This is a genomic window from Enterococcus sp. M190262 (assembly GCF_005843965.1).
In the GTDB taxonomy this organism is placed as follows: Bacteria; Bacillota; Bacilli; order Lactobacillales; family Enterococcaceae; genus Enterococcus_D; species Enterococcus_D gallinarum.
This window is the reverse complement of record NZ_CP040461.1, coordinates 2,593,247-2,610,219: the sequence shown is the minus strand read 5'-3', so window position 1 is coordinate 2,610,219 and position 16,973 is coordinate 2,593,247. Positions and strand designations below refer to the sequence as shown.

The following is a 16,973-nucleotide window of genomic DNA, read 5'->3' as shown; positions in this document are numbered from 1 at the left end:
TCAATAGGAATGAAAAGGAATTCATCTTTATCTGCCATGCAATCCTTTTTTCTTTTGAATTTCTTTTAATTTGTCTGGAGTGACATCTTGTCCTTCAGGATCGACGATTTTCATTCCTTCAATGTGGTGTCGCATTCCTCCACGAAAAGCTTGTAAATATTCTTCGCGAAGCTTTTGCTGTTCGATCGTTTCATCAGCAGATAGACCTTGCACTTTTTTCTTTTTGGCTAGCTCATTAATGCGGGCTAATTTTTCTTTGGATAACATTTCGACACCTCCTTTTCACTACTTTATCTTATACAAAACCTGACAAAAAAACAATAGCAACAAAAAGCGAACATTTGTTTGAATTGTCGTTTCTCCTATGGTACACTAAGACTATCAAATGAAAGAAGGTGTCAGTTTTGGCAAAACGAACAGAAAATCGACAAATCGAGATTCTTAAGTTTATTCATACACGAGTCACTGAAAAAGGCTATCCGCCGACTGTTCGCGAAATTGGCGAAGCCGTTCAGCTATCCTCTACTTCTACCGTCCACGGACATTTATCCAGGCTTGAAAAAAAAGGCTTGATTTTACGCGACCCAACAAAACCAAGAGCGATTGAATTGACTTCCTCCGGATTAGAAAAAATCGATGTGCAGCCAAACTCGATCCCAATGCTAGGAGTCGTTACGGCTGGTGAACCGATCTTAGCTGTAGAAGACGCCTCCGATTTTTTCCCGATACCGCCTGATTTAGCAAATAGCACCGGCAGTTTGTTCATGTTGACGATTCGCGGTGAAAGTATGATCAACGCTGGAATCTTAGACGGTGATCAAGTCATCGTTCGCAAACAGCAAAGTGCTCAAAACGGGGACATTGTCATTGCAATGACGGATGAAGATGAAGCCACCTGTAAGAGATTTTTCAAAGAACAGGATCACATCCGTTTGCAACCGGAAAATGATTACCTAGAACCTATCATCTTGCCAGATGTAACGATTTTAGGCTTAGTCGTTGGTCTCTACCGTCACTTACTTTAATCGATTCCTTAAATCTTCGAACCTTCGAAGATTTTTTTTATTTCCTCTTTACAAACCGAACAAACATTCGTATAATAGTTTTACAAACATAAGTTCGCATTTTTATAAGGAGTGAAAATAATGAAAGCAGTTCGTCGATTTGGTTTTATTTTGTGGGTGTTGTTAACAGGGATCATTATTGGTTATTTTGGCGTACTCAGTGCAGTTCTGATTTTTTGCCCTTTGATGATGCTGTGGTTCATGCTATGGGATGAAAAGAAATTCCGCCAAGCAGAACGAAAGAGAAACCAAACTTATTACCACGACCATGATTTTTATCATTACGAACAGTAGGTCGATTATTTCGGTGTTGCTGCCAAACAAACAAAAAAAAGCCAGATCAAAATTGATCTGGCTTTTTTCGATTAATATTCCATCAATGTTTTGATTTCGTATCCAGTGATTTTGTCTCTGCCTTGCAAGTCCATCAACTCGATCAGAAAAGCACAGCCAACTACGATGCCGCCTAATTTTTCCACAAGTTCGATCGTTGCTTTAATCGTGCCGCCGGTTGCAAGTAAATCATCACAAATCAATACCCGTTGGCCAGGTTTAATCGCATCTTCGTGTAACGTCAAAATATCCACGCCATATTCTTTCTGGTATGTTGCTTCAATCGTTTTTCGAGGTAGCTTGCCTTTTTTACGTACTGGCGCAAAACCAACACCCAGTTGATACGCCACGGGACAACCAACAATAAACCCACGAGCTTCAGGTCCAACCACCATGTCGATCCCTTTTTCCTGAGCGTACCCGACGATTTGCTGTGTTGCATAACGATAAGCTTCTCCATCAGCCATCAATGGAGAGATGTCGCGAAAGACAATTCCTTCTTGCGGATAATCCGGAATGCTGGCAATATAGTCTTTTAAATTCATGTTTTTTCCTCCTAAGATATCAACCATTTGCGAATCGTTGATAAATCACTCATTAGTAAGTCTTCTTCTGTTTTGATTTTTGCAAGTCGCTGTTGATACAACACACTCTCAGTAAGCGGCTTATTCTCTGGATCAGGGACTTTTTTCAAAACGCCATCTTTTATTGTAACAAATTTCAAATCAAAAAACACTTGAATCATAAAAATTAATAATTTTTCTGGAATCTGCAAGTAGTTAGCTACCATTGGCAGTTTATAGCGAATATCAATCCCATTCTGCTGATTGATCAGTTGAAACAAACGGCCGTATTGTTCTCTAGTCCCGACACCATCCAGATAAGCATCCTCTGTGGATACTAAAATCAAATAGATACGATTGACAGGTATTTCTTGAATGATTTTTCTCAAAAGCTCTTTCTCGCTAGGACAGTCTAGAAAAGCGAGTTGCGTATAATTTCCTGAACCAAAAAAAGCTGTCAAATCGTCTAGCGTTTGATAAACATGAACGTTCGGACAAAATCGTTCTATCTCTGAAGGTAATTTATCCGAAAAAGCAACCCCTAATGTTTGGGCATCAAGGGTCAGCCCTTGCCGATTTTTCTTTGAACGCAAGTCGAACAGCTGTATGCCATTGACTTCAAAATCTTCCAACATCAGCTGTGGTTTCTTCTTGCCGTTCCATTCATTGACAGATAATTGCCCCACAACGGCCAATCCTTCACTCTCAAATTCTACTAGCTGTGATCCAAAACCAAAACCGATCACGTCTAATTGACCATTTTCTCCATCTGTAAGACTGACCTTTAAATGCTGATTCTCTGTACCAATTTGTCGGCCATTATCAGCAGAAATATTCGTAATCAAAAACTTTGGGATTGGGTTGTCTGTACCAAAGGGAGCTAAAATTTTCAGCGACTCGATAAAATTTGTCGTAATTTCTGCTAAAGACAATTCTTCATCAATCGGTAACGGAATCCCGCTAGAAAGGTCGATCCGATTATCGACCACGTATTGATTCATACGTTCTTGGAGCACCGAAAGGTGATCAATGGGCACACTGAGCCCTACTGCCGCATGGTGTCCACCAAAGCTGGTAAACATTTCACGCATTCCAGAGAGCATGTCAAATAGATTTAATGCTGCAACACTGCGCCCAGAACCTTTAGCAATACCGTTGCTTTTTTTGGTTAAAACAAGGACCGGCCTGCCAGTCTGTTGCATCAATCGTCCAGCAACGATCCCTAAGACACCTTCATGCCAATCATCTCCCACAATTAAATGGACTTGATTTGAATCGGAAAGCATATTCTGAGCTTCTTTCAAAATCGTTTCCACATATTGCTTTCTTTGAAGATTGATCGTATCTAATTGATTGGCTAACGATTGGGCTTCTTCTGGATCAAATGTCGACATAAGTGTTACCGCAGGATTGGCATCTTCCAAGCGTCCAATCGCATTCAAACGAGGTCCGATAGCAAAACCAATATCCGTTTCATTGATTGCCCGTTTCTTCAGACCACTCACTTCGATCAGTGCCGAGAGCCCCGCACGTTCGGTTTGCTGGATCATTTTTAATCCGTTAGTGACCAGAATGCGATTCTCACCAGTGAGCGACACCATGTCGGCGATCGTACCAATTGCCACGAGATCTAATAATTCGACTGGCACTTCTTCTAATAACGCAGTAGCGACTTTGAATGCGACTCCGACCCCCGCCAAATCTGGAAAAGGATAATTTCCTAATGGATGACGAGGATGAATGATGGCATACGCATCGGGTAATTCTGGTGGCAACTCATGGTGATCTGTAACGATAACATCTACCTGTGCTTCTTTGGCATAAGCCAATGCCTCATGACCAGATACACCATTATCAACAGTTATAATCAATTGCACACCAGCTGCGATTTTATCTTGATAAACGGAAAGATTGGGCCCGTAGCCATCGGTAAAGCGATTGGGCAGATAAAATTCAACATCCGCACCCAATAATTCCAGCGCTTCTTTTAAGACAGTCGTGCTCGTAATACCATCAGCATCGTAGTCTCCATAAATCAGAATACGCTCTTCATTTATGATCGCTGTCTGAATTCTATCGACGGCTTTTTCCATATCATAAAACAAAAATGGATCATGAAGTCCCTGCAAATCCGGTTCTAAAAAACTTTGCAAGTCTGCTGCTGTTCGAATATTCCGCTGCCATAATAATTGACCTATTAATGGTGACAAACCTCTTGCTTGGATCATTTCCTCGAAATCAGCTGATAATTCACTTTTTTGTGGTCTCAGCCAATGAAAGTTCGCGCGTTTCACACAATCACTCCTAACTTGGTAATTATAGCAAATATTTTGGAGAAAAGAAAAGCGTTGACCAAAAAAGCACTACCAGCTTCTCTCCTTTTTCTGTCCTATTTCTAGTACAATAAAAACGACATCCTTCGGTCGTTTATCGAAAGACCATCGAAGGATGTCGTTATTATTTCGCTCATTTGTTGCAAAAGAGTGGTGAGCCAATCTTGCGCCTCACTTCAGAGATTTACCGTTCTGGTTGGAGTCCCAAAACCCTCTTTTGAAGAACAAGAGTGCAAGCTTACCATTACTCTGGAAACGTATCTTGACGATTTTCTATAATTGGTGGTTCACCAGGTACAACTGCCGCAGTTTTTGCTTCTGCTTCAGCAATTTGTTGTTCCCTCAAGGCGAGGTCTGCTTGCTTGTTTGCATATTCCCGTTCTAATACCTCACGCTGTTCTTGCAATTTTTCTTCATTATTTTGTTGAAAGTCAGCCAATTCTTTCCGTAATCTTTTTAATTCTTTCTTTTGTTGGAACATCGTACTAGTTGACACTAGTAAGATAATCAGTGCCCCCAACAAAGCCGCCCCAATGATAATCAAGATCAGAGGCGCTTTGATGCTAGTAAAGCCAAAATTGATTGGAACAGTCATATTATTGGCGACCGCAAAAAGGACGATCACTAAAACCAACAAAATACCTACGATTACTCGCCATTGATTTTTCATCAAAAACAACTCCTATTTTTTATTGAATAGACTTCCAGCCAAGTAGTCCCCAATAGCTGGGAATAGTGTGTAGAATTTTGCAGCTACTCCCATCACTTGTGGGCGATTGATCTCTCGTTTTGGATGAATCATCGCTTTAACGATGGTCTTTGCCAGTTTTGTTGGTTCAAGAATAAATGTCCCTAAAGAAGCTAAATAATTGCCACTAGGATCTGCTTGGTCAAAGAAGGCTGTTTCGATAGGCCCCGGATTGACAGTTGTCACATGAATGCCGAAAGGTTTCAACTCCAAACGCAACGCATTTGAAAAGCCTAATACAGCAAATTTGGTTGCCGAATACACTGCAGTTTTTGGTGTAGCAATTTTCCCAGCCATCGATGCCACATTGATGATATGACCAGAGCGCTGATCGACCATTTCTAAAGCAATTTGCTGTGTTAAGACCATCATCCCTAATACGTTCACTTCAAACATATTGCGGATCGTTTCTGGTTTCATTTCTGTAAATTCTTGAAAAATACCAAAACCAGCATTGTTGACAAGAATGTCCACTTTTCCGACCTTTTCACGAATCGAAGCAATGACATTTTCGACACTTTCAGGGTCTGCAATATCCAATTGAAAGGCATAAGCTGGTTTGCCACTTAATGTCATACAATGTTCTTTGACTTTGTTGATCAACTGACCTCTACGGGCACAAATCACCACGATCGCACCGCGACGCGCTGCTTCATAACAGATTTGTTCCCCTAAGCCAGCAGATCCGCCAGTTACGACAATTACTTTATTTTCTAACAACATCTTGATCTCCTTTTTCTGCAAATGGGACATCGATGACATCGAAGTCTTTCACGATCACCGTATTAGGAAATACAGCTTTTGCTTCATTTGCCAGATTTGTAATATCTTTCCCAACATAGCGTGCACTAATGTGCGTCAAAAGCAATCGTTTTACCTGCGCTTGTTTGGCTACTTCAGCCGCCTGCACTGTTGTAGAATGAAAATAGGCGCGAGCCATTTTAGCTTCATCTTTATTAAAGGTACTTTCGTGAACCAGTACATCTGCATTTTCAGCCAGTAAGATCGAATTGGCACAAAGGCGAGTATCTCCTAAAATCGTGACGGTACGTCCCTTTTTCGCTTCACCTACATAGTCGCCTCCGTTGATTTGTCGTCCATCTTCCAACGTGACAATTTCGCCTTTTTTCAGTCGACCAAAAACTGGACCCGGTTTGATTCCTAATGCAGTCAAAGCTTCTACCTGAAGCTCTCCTTGGTGACTCGCTTCTTCGACTCGATACCCAAAGCTTTCAATTCCGTGATCCAACCGACGGCAAGAAACGGTAAACTGTTTGTCCTTGAAGAGAATGCCTTCTTTTGTGATCTCATGAAAAACTAACGGGTAGCTCAATTTTGTTTGAGAAATTCTTAACACGGTCCGTACAAATTCTTCAATACCTATGGGCCCATAAATCTCTAACGGTGAAGCGCCCCCTTGAAAGGAGCGACTGCTGATCAATCCAGGCAATCCATAAATATGATCTCCATGTAAGTGAGTAATGAATATCTTTTCGATTTTCCGTGGGCGAATCGTAGAATGCAAAATCTGCATTTGTGTGCCTTCACCACAGTCAAACAACCAAACAGCATTGCGTTCATCAAGTAACCGCAGTGCTGTGCTTGTTACATTCCGATGTTTCGCTGGTACGCCTGCACCGGTACCTAAAAATTCTAATTCCATATACTTCTTTCCTTTCATCTTCCCCCAATTTTAGCGGAAACGAAGGTCAGATGCAATTTATAGTTTATTCCTGTTCTTCTTCAGATTGGGAATGAGACTTTTTCCAATCTTCTTGCGCTTGTGCTTTCGTTTTTTCTTCGACTTTTTTAGCCGTTTCAATTTCTGCTTCTACTTCATCATAGTCAAAGCGAGTAATTTCCCCACCTAATTGATTCATGATCAACTGATTTAGTGGACGATTGTCTTCCTCATCTGCAATCAACAATAAGCCAGTGTCGCCTACCCCAATTTGGGTGCTGACATGTTCAAACAGCAATTGTGCATTTTGGATCTCTTTGGCGTCTCGTGTCGCGCCAATCATACTACCACCGAACCAGCCTAACATGATTCCTAATGGTCCTCCCAGAATTCCTACTAGCATCCCAATCATTCCACCAGTCGATGCTTTGTTATTACCGGTAAAGTCTAGAAAATCTTCGATCTTGAACTGGTGCGCACCGGATTCTGTATGAGTGATCACAGCCATTTGTTCTCCTTTGATTTTTCGTTCCATATGCATGCGTTTTACTTCAGAAAATGCTTGGAATGCTTCCGAGTTTGCGTTGAAATTCATTACAATCACACGTTTTGCCATAATTTTCGCTCCCTTTCTTTTCTTTATTTTACCAGTATCTTGTCTATTTGAAAAAGAAAACAAATAAAAAAACGAAGTCATCTCATAACTCCGCTTTTTTATAAAGATTCACTAGTTGTATCAAGAGTTGTTCCTATTGATAGGATTAGGCGCTAACGCTTTAACTGTATCTAAAGCAGCAACTAAGCTTACTCAACTAATCTTATTCAACAAATTCAAACTCAAAATTACCGATGCGCACGATATCGCCATCTTTGGCTCCTCGCGCACGTAACGCTTCGTCTACTCCTAACCCGCGTAATTGACGGGCAAAACGCATGACTGTTTCATCATGATCAAAGTTAGTCATTTGGAAGAGTTTCTCAATCTTTTCACCACTCAAGATCCAAGTAGCATCTGGATCACGATCAATGGTAAATTCTGGTTCATCCGAATGGAACCCATATTGAACAACTTCTTCTTCGATTTCCTCATCATACAATAAGAATTCTGGTGTGACTTCTAATAAGTCTGCAGTTGCACTCAGTAAAGCATCAATTCCCTTACGAGTGACACCTGAAATTGGGAAAATCGGCAAAGGATCTGCGAATTCATCGGTTTGTTCTTTTGCTAATTGCTCTTTGAATTTCACCAGATTTTCTTCTGATTCTGGCATATCCATTTTATTCGCTACGATAATTTGCGGACGTTCAAGCAAGCGTAAGTTATGGGTTGCTAATTCTTGATTGATTGCTTGATAATCTTCATACGGATCGCGCCCTTCCATCCCACTCATATCGATCACGTGCAAAATCACTCGTGTCCGTTCAATGTGTCGTAAAAACTGTGTACCTAATCCAACACCTTGCGAGGCCCCTTCAATCAATCCAGGAAGATCGGCCACGGCAAAACTACGACCATCTGAAGTCGTTACCATCCCTAGATTAGGGACTAGCGTTGTAAAGTGATAGGCACCAATCTTCGGTCTTGCAGAAGAAATGACAGAAAGTAATGTAGATTTTCCTACGGATGGGAAACCAACCAAGCCGACATCAGCTAGTACTTTCAATTCCAATTCAATTTTTCTTTCTTGGCCAGGTTCGCCATTTTCAGCTAGTTCTGGCGCCGGATTCTTTGGCGAAGCAAAACGGATATTGCCACGACCGCCACGGCCGCCTTTGGCAATCGTCAACGTCTGTCCTTGCTCCAACAGATCTCCTAGCAAAGCACCTGTGTCTGCATCGCGGACAGTGGTTCCTTGGGGAACTTTGATATACGTATCTTCTGCTCCGCGGCCATGCATCCCTTTACTCATTCCGTTTTCACCTGGTTGTGCTTTAAAATGACGATTGAAACGGAAATCCATTAACGTACGCAAGCCTTCGTCGACAACTAAAATCACATCACCACCGCGGCCGCCATCCCCACCGGCTGGTCCGCCATCGGGAACGTATTTTTCTCTTCTAAATGCAACCATCCCGTCTCCGCCTTTACCAGCTTTGACATCGATTGTTACCTGATCTAAAAACATGGACATGTTATGTGCCCTCCATTCTCTCTTCTTACCTTCTAATAAACCAATTTGAATACAATTCATGCCATTTGCAGGCCAAAGTTCACCTTTAAGAAAGTCTATTTAATTGTAACGACCGCAAGGCCATTTGTCTATCTTTTCTGCTTCTTTTCCCAAAGAACTAGATAAAAAATTAAGGGTTTTTCTTTGACAGAATCCTGGTTTCGTAGCAGAATTTTAATTGTAAGATCAAAAAAAAAGGAGGAACAATAGATTATGACAGTAAAAGTGGGAATAAATGGATTCGGACGTATCGGTCGCTTGGCCTTCCGTCGAATCAAAGAAGTATCAGATGATATCGAAGTCGTGGCGATCAATGATTTGACGAGCCCCGTCATGCTAGCCCAGTTACTCCAGTTTGATTCAACTCATGGTACCTATCCAGGCACAGTCACTGCCACAGATGATGCGATCGTCGTTGATGGAGAAGAAACAAAAGTCTACGCAGAACCTGATGCCAGCAAAATTCCTTGGGTGAAAGAAAATGGCGTGGATATCGTTTTAGAATGTACAGGCTTTTATACATCTGAAGAAAAAGCACAAGCACACTTAGATGCCGGTGTAAAACGTGTCGTTATCTCTGCACCAGCAGGAAAAATGAAAACGATCGTTTACAATGTCAATAGTGATACACTTACTGCAGAGGACAAAATCATTTCAGCTGGTTCTTGTACAACCAATTGTTTAGCTCCAATGGCTTATTTCCTAAATGAAGAATTTGGGATCGAAGTAGGAACTATGACGACTGTCCATGCCTACACTTCTACTCAAATGCTTTTGGATGGCCCGGTACGGGGAGGCAACCTGCGAGCTGCGCGTTCAGCCGCTGATAATACGATCCCTCATTCAACAGGAGCAGCGAAAGCGATTGGTTTGGTCATTCCAGAACTAAATGGCAAACTTCAAGGACACGCACAACGGGTACCTGTTGTCGATGGATCTTTAACAGAATTGGTATCGATTCTGAAACAAAAAGTAACCGCAGAAGAAGTCAATGAAGCCATCAAGAAACACACGATCGACAATCCTTCTTTTGGCTACGATGACCGTGAAATCGTCTCTGGCGATGTTATCGGTACGACGCAAGGATCAATCTTTGACCCGACACAAACAGAAGTAACTACTGCAGGAGACTTTCAATTGGTCAAAACTGTTGCATGGTATGACAATGAATATGGTTTTACTTGCCAAATGATTCGTTTGTTAGAAAAATTTGCTAATTTATAAGCTACTCATTACAAAAAGAGCGAAGATCTACAGATCTTCGCTCTTTTTTTGCTATTCTGGCAAGTGATCATACTTTTCAAGGAATGCCGCAATTTTTTCCTGGTAACGTTTTGGATCTTTCGTGTAGCTTTGGGCATGTTCCGCCCCTTTGACTACCCATTTTTCTTTTGGCGCATCTGTAGCAGCATAAACTTCTGCCAACATTGAATAAGGAACGAAAGTATCCGAATCACCATGGATGAAGAACATTGGACGAGTGTTCTTGTGCAGCTGTTTCACGGCATCTGCTTCGCCAAAGAAGTAACCAGCTCTTAGCTTGGTAACCAGACTAGTGACATTGATCAAAGGAAATGCTGGCAAACCAAATAATTGATCCAACTGATAGCTCAATTCCTCATTTACAGAAGCATAACCGCAGTCCTCAATGATCGCTGTTACGTTGGCAGGCAACTTTTCGCCACTGGTCATCATCACGGTAGCAGCTCCCATACTTACACCGTATAAAACAATGGATTCTTCCTTGCCGCTTTCTTTTAAGATTTGATCGATCCATTGGACATAATCTTTCCGTTCTGGCCATCCAAATCCTATATAATCGCCTTGGCTTTCTCCATGACCGCGGGCATCAGGAACCAATACGTTATATCCTAGATCATGGAACATCTTCGCATAAACTCCCATCGTCTCTGCGTTTCCCATATAACCATGGGCGACAATCACTGTTTTGTGCTGTGATTTTTGGGCAGGCAAGTAAATTCCGGACAACATCAATCCATCTGAGGATTCAAGTTGCCACATTTGACGATTTTCCGGAGCGGTAAACCACTCCTCCGCTTCAGGATTCGCATTGCTTTTGTCCGTTCCAGAGGTATCACCTTTTAAAAAATCTTTTTCTGATGGGACAACTGCGTAATTATAAAAATAATTTCCGGCATAGCCCAAGCCTGCTATCAAAAGCACTCCCACTAAAATGGCGATCTTCCAGCGTAGTTTCATTTTGTTCCTCCTCGACAACTAGTTTACATAATATAATTATTGGTTGATTATTTCAAGAAACGCGCTTGAATCTGCTCTTTATTTAGGCGATATTTGAAATAAAGATGAAATCCGCCCGCCAACATCAACGTGATCCCATACACCCACATCTGATGCCAAAAATAAAATGTATTGATGACCGCAAAGACCCCTAAAACGGCAAAAAAACAGCCATATAAGCGCCAAAGAAAGCCATCAGTCCCTAATTTGGTAAAATATGTCTCCCATTCTTCACTGGTCATGTGTTGTCGTTTCCGCTTTTGCTGGAAAATAGCAATCAGTAAGAAAATCGACAAAAAACCAGCCAGACGAATGGTAACGATAAATAACAATAACGTTTCAATAATAAAAAACACCGTTCTGGTTGCTCCCTCCTAAAAAACATTCTAGTACAAAATACCCCTTTTACTTTTGATTTGTCAATAGGACCAAAACGAAAAACAGTCAAACTAACACTTCAACAAGCGCTACCAAGTGCTGCTATGTAAAGAGCAGAGAAGTAAAGAGTAAAGAAATTTTTGCTAGCAGGCGGCTCCTTTCAACAGTCCTCACCTTCTTACCATCAATCTCATCCACATGTAGAAACGCGCCTTTTTTCCCCACACTGCACGGACGAAAGCTATTAAACAAAAAGAACCGCTCAAAAAGAGCAGTTCTTTAGAAAAACAAAGCGTCTTATTCGTCTTTGCTGTCTTTTAGTTTAAAGCTTGACCATGGTTTCAAGAAATCCAGTAGAAACAGTTCATCTGCAGCAATTTTTCCTACGACATTGACACGGCCATCATTCTTCATTTCTTTCAATGCGATCTGAGTTTCACCTTTGTATTGCCCATAACCGACGTTATCGATCAAAATATCACCGCGAGTCATATCATGGGTATCATGTGCTGGGAATGGCTTATCTTTGTAGTAAATTCGAGTCATCGTCGACCGCAAAATATATTCTGAGCGATCCCCGCGATAACCATGAAGATTATCAAACAAACAGATGCGTTCATCTTCCGTGATTCCTTCAGCAACATCTACTTTTAAGGTAGGATAGTCCGCATTGAAGGCTTCTGCCATTGCAGCTAACTCTTTTTCTGATGCATAGGCATTTCCCACTGAAATATCATCGATTAATCCTGTCAAAACCAAATGTTTAACTTGAGTAGCGATTGGCAGATCACGATGATCTTCCAACGAACAAAGCCCATCTTGTGTTGGCCAAGGACCAAATGTTGCCTCGTGAGAATTCACAAAAGCCATTGTGTTCAAGTTGTAACGACGGAATTTTTGTGAGCAATACACAAAATGGTCATAACCCAAACCTGAATATCGATGAGGGTAAAAATTGTGGGAGCCTAATAAATTATTCGTATTTGGCGAATAACTCATGATATTGTCTACGTAGTTTGTCCCACTGCTCATATTGATCTCAATTTTGATGCCATAAGGATTACGCGTCATACGCGCTTCTTCGGCACCGGTAAAACCGATATCCAAACGGACACCATAAGCACCCATTTCATCAAAGAATGAAAGATCATCATATGAGATCTCTAATTGATCAAAGAGACCAGGATTGATGTCCACCATGACTTCCATTCCTAATTGATTGGCATAATCCACTACCTGCTTGAAATCTGCCAATACTTTTTCTTTATCATCTTCGATTTGCAGCAAACTTGTAAACACACGCTTAAAGCCGTATTTGTGTGCTAAATCAAGATAAGCCTTGTCTTTCTCAAACGTTGATCGTTCTGGATAAACTGAAATACCTAATTTTCCCATCCGTCAAACCTCCTAAAAATTCTATCCGTTTTTTGTTCATGAATCCTCTTTCATTATAGCAAACAACCGATAAGTGGTCTACACCTTTCCTATTGGTTTTAATAGATACCTGCTTTTCACTCCAGCTAAATTTTGATATGATAAAGACAGTCTAGTAATGAAAGGATCTTACTCAAATGAAAAAAATGATACTAACGTTGGCGGCAGCAACTAGCCTCTTTCTATTAACTGCCTGCAATGATACAACAACTACTTCTAGTTCTTCGGATAAAACAACCACATCAGAATCTGTAGACTTAAATTCTCTGGAACTGCCGCAGTTGTCCACTGAAGTAAATGAAAATGAAGATCTTGTTGCACTTGAGACCACAGAAGGCACGATCAAAATCAAATTATTCCCAGAAATTGCACCAAAAGCTGTCGAAAACTTTATGACTCATGCCAAAAATGGCTACTACGATGGCTTGACTTTCCATCGAATCGTCGAAGACTTTATGATCCAAGGCGGCGACCCTAACGGTGACGGAACTGGTGGAGAAAGCATTTGGGGCAAAGGGTTTGGCGAGGAAATATCCAAACAGCTTTACCATATCCGCGGCGCGTTATCGATGGCAAAATCCAGCGCTCCCAACAGCCAAGGAAGTCAATTCTTTATTGTTCAAAACCATGATGATGTCTCTGATGGACGAGCAATCCAATTTTATCCTCAAAAAATCATTGACGCCTACAAAGATGGTGGTGCTCCGACACTAGATGGTAAGTACACAGTCTTTGGTCAGGTCATTGAAGGAATGGATGTCGTAGACAAAATTGCCAAAGCCGAAACGACCGGTGAGGCGAATAGCAACGGAGAAGACTCTACGCCAAAAGATCCTGTCAAAATCAAATCCATCAAGATTTTACAAGAAGCTAAGTAAGCAAAAAAGACCAATGCCTTTGAAAATTTCCCTTAAAGGCACTGGTCTTTATTTTATTTTTGTTCTCCAACAATAAAGGTAAATTCACACTCCGCTGCTTTTTTTCCTTCCACAGTTGCCACAGCATTGGCTGTCCCTACAGAACCTTTGATTTTTGTAATCTCAAAAACAAGTTTCAAGGTATCGCCGGGAACAACTTTTTGACGGAATTTTGCTTTGTTGATCCCGCCAATATAAGCAGTTCTTCCCTGAAATTCATCCGATTTCAAAATCAAGATCGAACCTGCTTGTGCCAATGTTTCTAAAATCAACGCTCCTGGCATCACTGGATTTCCTGGAAAATGTCCTTGGAAAAAATCTTCATTGATCGTCACATTTTTCGTGGCAATGATCTTCTTCCCTGACTCAATCTCATCAACGTAATCGATATAAATGATCGGATAGCGATTTGGAATCAAGTCCATGACTTCTGTTTCTGTCAATAGTTTTTTCATGGGGTTCCCTTCCTTGCTTAAAAAAATATTATAGTTTGATTATCAAAGTATCATAGTTCTGATTTTTTCGCAACTAAATATTTATTAAGAAAAAAATAGTTTGACAATCAAACAATTATGAATAATAATTAGAAATCATGATAGTGGGACCCACTATCGATCGTCATTATTAATTATTATGCAAACTATTAAGGAGTGGAATTATGAGTTTCTTAACTGGAAAAAAAGTTGTCGTGATGGGCGTAGCCAACAAACGCAGTATCGCTTGGGGCTGTGCGCAAGCGCTAAAAGAACAAGGCGCTGAAGTCATCTATACGTATCAAAACGAACGCATGAAAAAACCTCTTGAACGGCTACTAGAGGAAAATGAGTATACGGTTGAATGTGATGTTGCAAATGATGAGAGTATCGCGAAAGCTTTTGAAACCATCAAAGACTATGCAGGCGAAATCCATGGCGTCGTCCATGCTGTCGCTTACGCCAACAAAGATGATCTTTCAGGTGATATTTTAAATATATCAAGAGATGGCTATGCACTAGCACAAGATATCAGCAGCTATTCATTGATCGCTGTTACTAAATATGCCAAACCCCTCTTGGCAGAAAATGCCGGAATCGTTACCTTAACCTATTTAGGTTCAGAACGTGCTGTACCCAACTATAACATGATGGGGATTGCTAAGGCTGCTCTCGAATCAAGCGTTCGCTATTTAGCTGCAGAATTATCCCCGCAAAAAATCCGGGTCAACGCCATCTCTGCAGGAGCAATCAAAACACTGGCTGTGACAGGTGTAAAAGATTATCAAAAGCTGATCCAATTATCTGAAGATCGCACTCCTGATCATGTTGGTGTGACCATCGAAGAAGTCGGCAACACATGTGCCTTTCTGATTAGTCCATTGTCTAGCGGTATCATCGGAGAAGTGATTTTTGTCGATAAAGGTGTTCACTTATCGTAATTCTATGATCACATGTACTCGTGCTCGTCTCTTGACTGGTCTATGCCAAGAGACGAGTTTTTGCTGTTTCTTTGCTAACTAATGATATCCCCTTATTTGTTCATCTTTTTACAAAAATTTAACAAGTGAATTTTGCATTTCTGTTTCTTCTCCTATAAAATAGACCTATTGATAGATGGAGGGATTTTATGTTACGACTTTTGACAGATGCTACAACGGATTCGACAGGATCCAGCTTGACGGAGCCTGCCGCAAAACAATTGAATGCCTTGCAGAAATGGTGGCAAAACATTGATTGGGAGGCTATTGTTGGTATCTTGATCCAAAAAGTTCTGATGCTGCTTTTTTTGATTATTTTATTTGGTATTTTGCTGAAAATCAGCAATTATGTCATCGAACGAATTTATCGTTCCTACGAGAAAAAAGGAACCTATAATGCCAGTCGAATCAACACGATCCATGCGCTGATCCGCAATATCGTCCACTATACATTAGGTTTCTTCTTTGTATATGCGTTATTGTCAACGATTGGCGTGCCTGTTGGTTCACTCTTAGCGGGGGCTGGGATTGCTGGGGTGGCACTGGGACTAGGTGCTCAAGGCTTTATGAATGATCTGATCACTGGTTTTTTTATCATTACTGAGCAACAAATCAATGTCGGCGATTATATCCGTTTGACGAATTTGTCATTAGAAGGAACAGTTACAGCTGTCGGTATTCGAACGGTTCAGTTAAAATCCGTGGATGGGACTGTCCATTATATCCCGAATCGGAATATCACTACGATCAGCAACACTTCACGAGCCAATATGCAAGTCGTTGTAGATGTGCGTATCTTGCCATCAGAGGGCTTAGACGATATCCGGTCGATCATTGACGAAGTCAATCAAACAGTGGCTGCTGCTCACGAGGAAGAGATCCAAACGAAACCAGCAATTTTTGGTGTTGTCGACCTTGGCAACAATAATTTTGCGATCCGGACAACGATGTATGTTACCAACGGAACTCAGTGGAAACTAAAAGAAGAGTTTTTAGCGGCTTCAATCGATGCACTGACTGCTAAAGGCTACACCATTCCTAGTGCGCCAATCATTGGCGTCAATTGACCGCTTAAACGTTAAAAGCACCCCGATGATTTTTTCGGGGTGCTTTTTTATCCATTATTAGATGACTTGTAATTCGTCTGTAGGACTGGCCTCTTTTGAGATCAGCATATACCGTTTCTCTAATTCATGTGCTAGGTGATTGACAGATTTTAAGATTTCTTTTCGGGTAATGATTCCTACAAAGACATTTTCCTCATTGACGATGGGCAAAAATGCCTGATCCACTAAAAGATGAAGCATGTCTTCTAATTCGCCATCTTCTTTGATACAAGCCACATTGACTTCCATCACGTCTGCGGCCGTCAAGCCTTCTAAGTTGTCCATACTAAACCCAGTCAGGTCCATCATTCTTTCGACCACGTTCGATAAACTGATCAATCCAACAAGATGATCCTCACTATCTAGGACTGGAATCTTGGAATAGCCGACTTTCGATAAAACGAGTAACGCATGGTTTAATGGATGATTGTAAAGAACCGTTGCAACGTTTTCTGCAGGTACTAAAAAACTTTCTTGATTTTCTAATAATATTTTTTCTACTGTTTGACCAATCAATCTGAATGCCTCCATTT

General features: G+C 41.1%; 19 protein-coding genes. 6 read left to right on the top strand and 13 right to left on the bottom strand.

The features are described from left to right. Positions 1-27: 27 nt before the first annotated feature. Positions 28-267, bottom strand: coding sequence for a DUF896 family protein (locus FE005_RS12225; RefSeq protein ID WP_003126651.1), 240 nt, complete (start codon positions 265-267; stop codon positions 28-30). Between the two features lie 128 nt (positions 268-395). On the opposite strand from FE005_RS12225, the gene lexA reads away from it, so the two are divergent. Both lexA and FE005_RS12215 read left to right on the top strand, forming a co-directional pair. Further along, positions 396-1,025: a transcriptional repressor LexA gene (gene lexA, locus FE005_RS12220; RefSeq protein WP_086269194.1), complete on the top strand. Its 630-nt coding sequence runs from the start codon at positions 396-398 to the stop codon at positions 1,023-1,025. A gap of 120 nt (positions 1,026-1,145) precedes the next feature. Further along, positions 1,146-1,358 (top strand): hypothetical protein, encoded by a 213-nt coding sequence (locus FE005_RS12215; RefSeq protein WP_003126653.1) that lies wholly within the window; start codon positions 1,146-1,148, stop codon positions 1,356-1,358. Positions 1,359-1,429: 71 nt separating this feature from the next. Here FE005_RS12215 and FE005_RS12210 read toward each other — a convergent pair whose 3' ends face one another. The 7 genes from FE005_RS12210 to obgE all read right to left on the bottom strand — a co-directional run bounded on the left by FE005_RS12210 (position 1,430) and on the right by obgE (position 8,854). Continuing rightward, positions 1,430-1,942, bottom strand: a complete 513-nt coding sequence (locus tag FE005_RS12210; RefSeq protein WP_138371859.1) for an adenine phosphoribosyltransferase — start codon at positions 1,940-1,942, stop codon at positions 1,430-1,432. 11 nt (positions 1,943-1,953) lie between these two features. Then, complete coding sequence (gene recJ, locus FE005_RS12205) at positions 1,954-4,254, bottom strand: single-stranded-DNA-specific exonuclease RecJ (protein ID WP_138371858.1); 2,301 nt, start codon at positions 4,252-4,254, stop codon at positions 1,954-1,956. A gap of 283 nt (positions 4,255-4,537) precedes the next feature. Continuing rightward, positions 4,538-4,963 carry a lipopolysaccharide assembly LapA domain-containing protein gene (locus FE005_RS12200; protein ID WP_060814322.1) on the bottom strand — a complete coding sequence of 142 codons (426 nt, stop codon included), beginning with the start codon at positions 4,961-4,963 and terminating at the stop codon, positions 4,538-4,540. A 12-nt stretch (positions 4,964-4,975) separates the two neighbouring features. Continuing rightward, the gene (locus FE005_RS12195) at positions 4,976-5,764 is read right to left on the bottom strand and encodes an SDR family oxidoreductase (protein ID WP_138371857.1); all 789 of its coding nucleotides are present in this window, start codon (positions 5,762-5,764) and stop codon (positions 4,976-4,978) included. Continuing rightward, positions 5,748-6,704, bottom strand: coding sequence for a ribonuclease Z (gene rnz, locus FE005_RS12190; RefSeq protein ID WP_060814323.1), 957 nt, complete (start codon positions 6,702-6,704; stop codon positions 5,748-5,750). Before rnz ends, FE005_RS12195 begins: the two co-directional genes overlap by 17 nt. 64 nt (positions 6,705-6,768) lie before the next feature. Next, positions 6,769-7,338, bottom strand: a complete 570-nt coding sequence (locus FE005_RS12185) for a DUF456 domain-containing protein (protein WP_003126659.1) — start codon at positions 7,336-7,338, stop codon at positions 6,769-6,771. A gap of 202 nt (positions 7,339-7,540) precedes the next feature. Further along, positions 7,541-8,854: a GTPase ObgE gene (gene obgE / locus FE005_RS12180; RefSeq protein ID WP_003126661.1), complete on the bottom strand. Its 1,314-nt coding sequence runs from the start codon at positions 8,852-8,854 to the stop codon at positions 7,541-7,543. A 252-nt stretch (positions 8,855-9,106) separates the two neighbouring features. Between obgE and gap the strand changes: the two genes are divergently transcribed. Next, positions 9,107-10,117, top strand: a complete 1,011-nt coding sequence (gap, locus tag FE005_RS12175) for a type I glyceraldehyde-3-phosphate dehydrogenase (RefSeq protein ID WP_003126662.1) — start codon at positions 9,107-9,109, stop codon at positions 10,115-10,117. A gap of 51 nt (positions 10,118-10,168) precedes the next feature. Here gap and FE005_RS12170 read toward each other — a convergent pair whose 3' ends face one another. The 3 genes from FE005_RS12170 to FE005_RS12160 all read right to left on the bottom strand — a co-directional run bounded on the left by FE005_RS12170 (position 10,169) and on the right by FE005_RS12160 (position 12,925). Continuing rightward, positions 10,169-11,113 (bottom strand): alpha/beta hydrolase, encoded by a 945-nt coding sequence (locus FE005_RS12170; RefSeq protein WP_138371856.1) that lies wholly within the window; start codon positions 11,111-11,113, stop codon positions 10,169-10,171. A 47-nt stretch (positions 11,114-11,160) separates the two neighbouring features. Beyond that, positions 11,161-11,508 (bottom strand): hypothetical protein, encoded by a 348-nt coding sequence (locus tag FE005_RS12165; protein WP_060814327.1) that lies wholly within the window; start codon positions 11,506-11,508, stop codon positions 11,161-11,163. Between the two features lie 319 nt (positions 11,509-11,827). Beyond that, positions 11,828-12,925: a DUF871 domain-containing protein gene (locus FE005_RS12160; RefSeq protein ID WP_138371855.1), complete on the bottom strand. Its 1,098-nt coding sequence runs from the start codon at positions 12,923-12,925 to the stop codon at positions 11,828-11,830. 176 nt (positions 12,926-13,101) lie between these two features. Between FE005_RS12160 and FE005_RS12155 the strand changes: the two genes are divergently transcribed. Beyond that, the gene (locus FE005_RS12155) at positions 13,102-13,842 is read left to right on the top strand and encodes a peptidylprolyl isomerase (RefSeq protein WP_138371854.1); all 741 of its coding nucleotides are present in this window, start codon (positions 13,102-13,104) and stop codon (positions 13,840-13,842) included. A gap of 53 nt (positions 13,843-13,895) precedes the next feature. Here the strand turns inward: FE005_RS12155 and fabZ are convergent, their stop codons facing one another. Beyond that, the gene (gene fabZ, locus FE005_RS12150) at positions 13,896-14,336 is read right to left on the bottom strand and encodes a 3-hydroxyacyl-ACP dehydratase FabZ (RefSeq protein WP_003126667.1); all 441 of its coding nucleotides are present in this window, start codon (positions 14,334-14,336) and stop codon (positions 13,896-13,898) included. Between the two features lie 203 nt (positions 14,337-14,539). Here fabZ and fabI point away from each other — a divergent pair, with 203 nt between their 5' ends. Beyond that, positions 14,540-15,295, top strand: coding sequence for an enoyl-ACP reductase FabI (gene fabI / locus FE005_RS12145; protein WP_003126668.1), 756 nt, complete (start codon positions 14,540-14,542; stop codon positions 15,293-15,295). Between the two features lie 188 nt (positions 15,296-15,483). Beyond that, positions 15,484-16,401 (top strand): mechanosensitive ion channel family protein, encoded by a 918-nt coding sequence (locus tag FE005_RS12140; RefSeq protein ID WP_003126669.1) that lies wholly within the window; start codon positions 15,484-15,486, stop codon positions 16,399-16,401. A 57-nt stretch (positions 16,402-16,458) separates the two neighbouring features. Here FE005_RS12140 and cbpB read toward each other — a convergent pair whose 3' ends face one another. Next, positions 16,459-16,956 (bottom strand): cyclic-di-AMP-binding protein CbpB, encoded by a 498-nt coding sequence (cbpB, locus tag FE005_RS12135; RefSeq protein ID WP_005473224.1) that lies wholly within the window; start codon positions 16,954-16,956, stop codon positions 16,459-16,461. Positions 16,957-16,973: the final 17 nt, after the last annotated feature.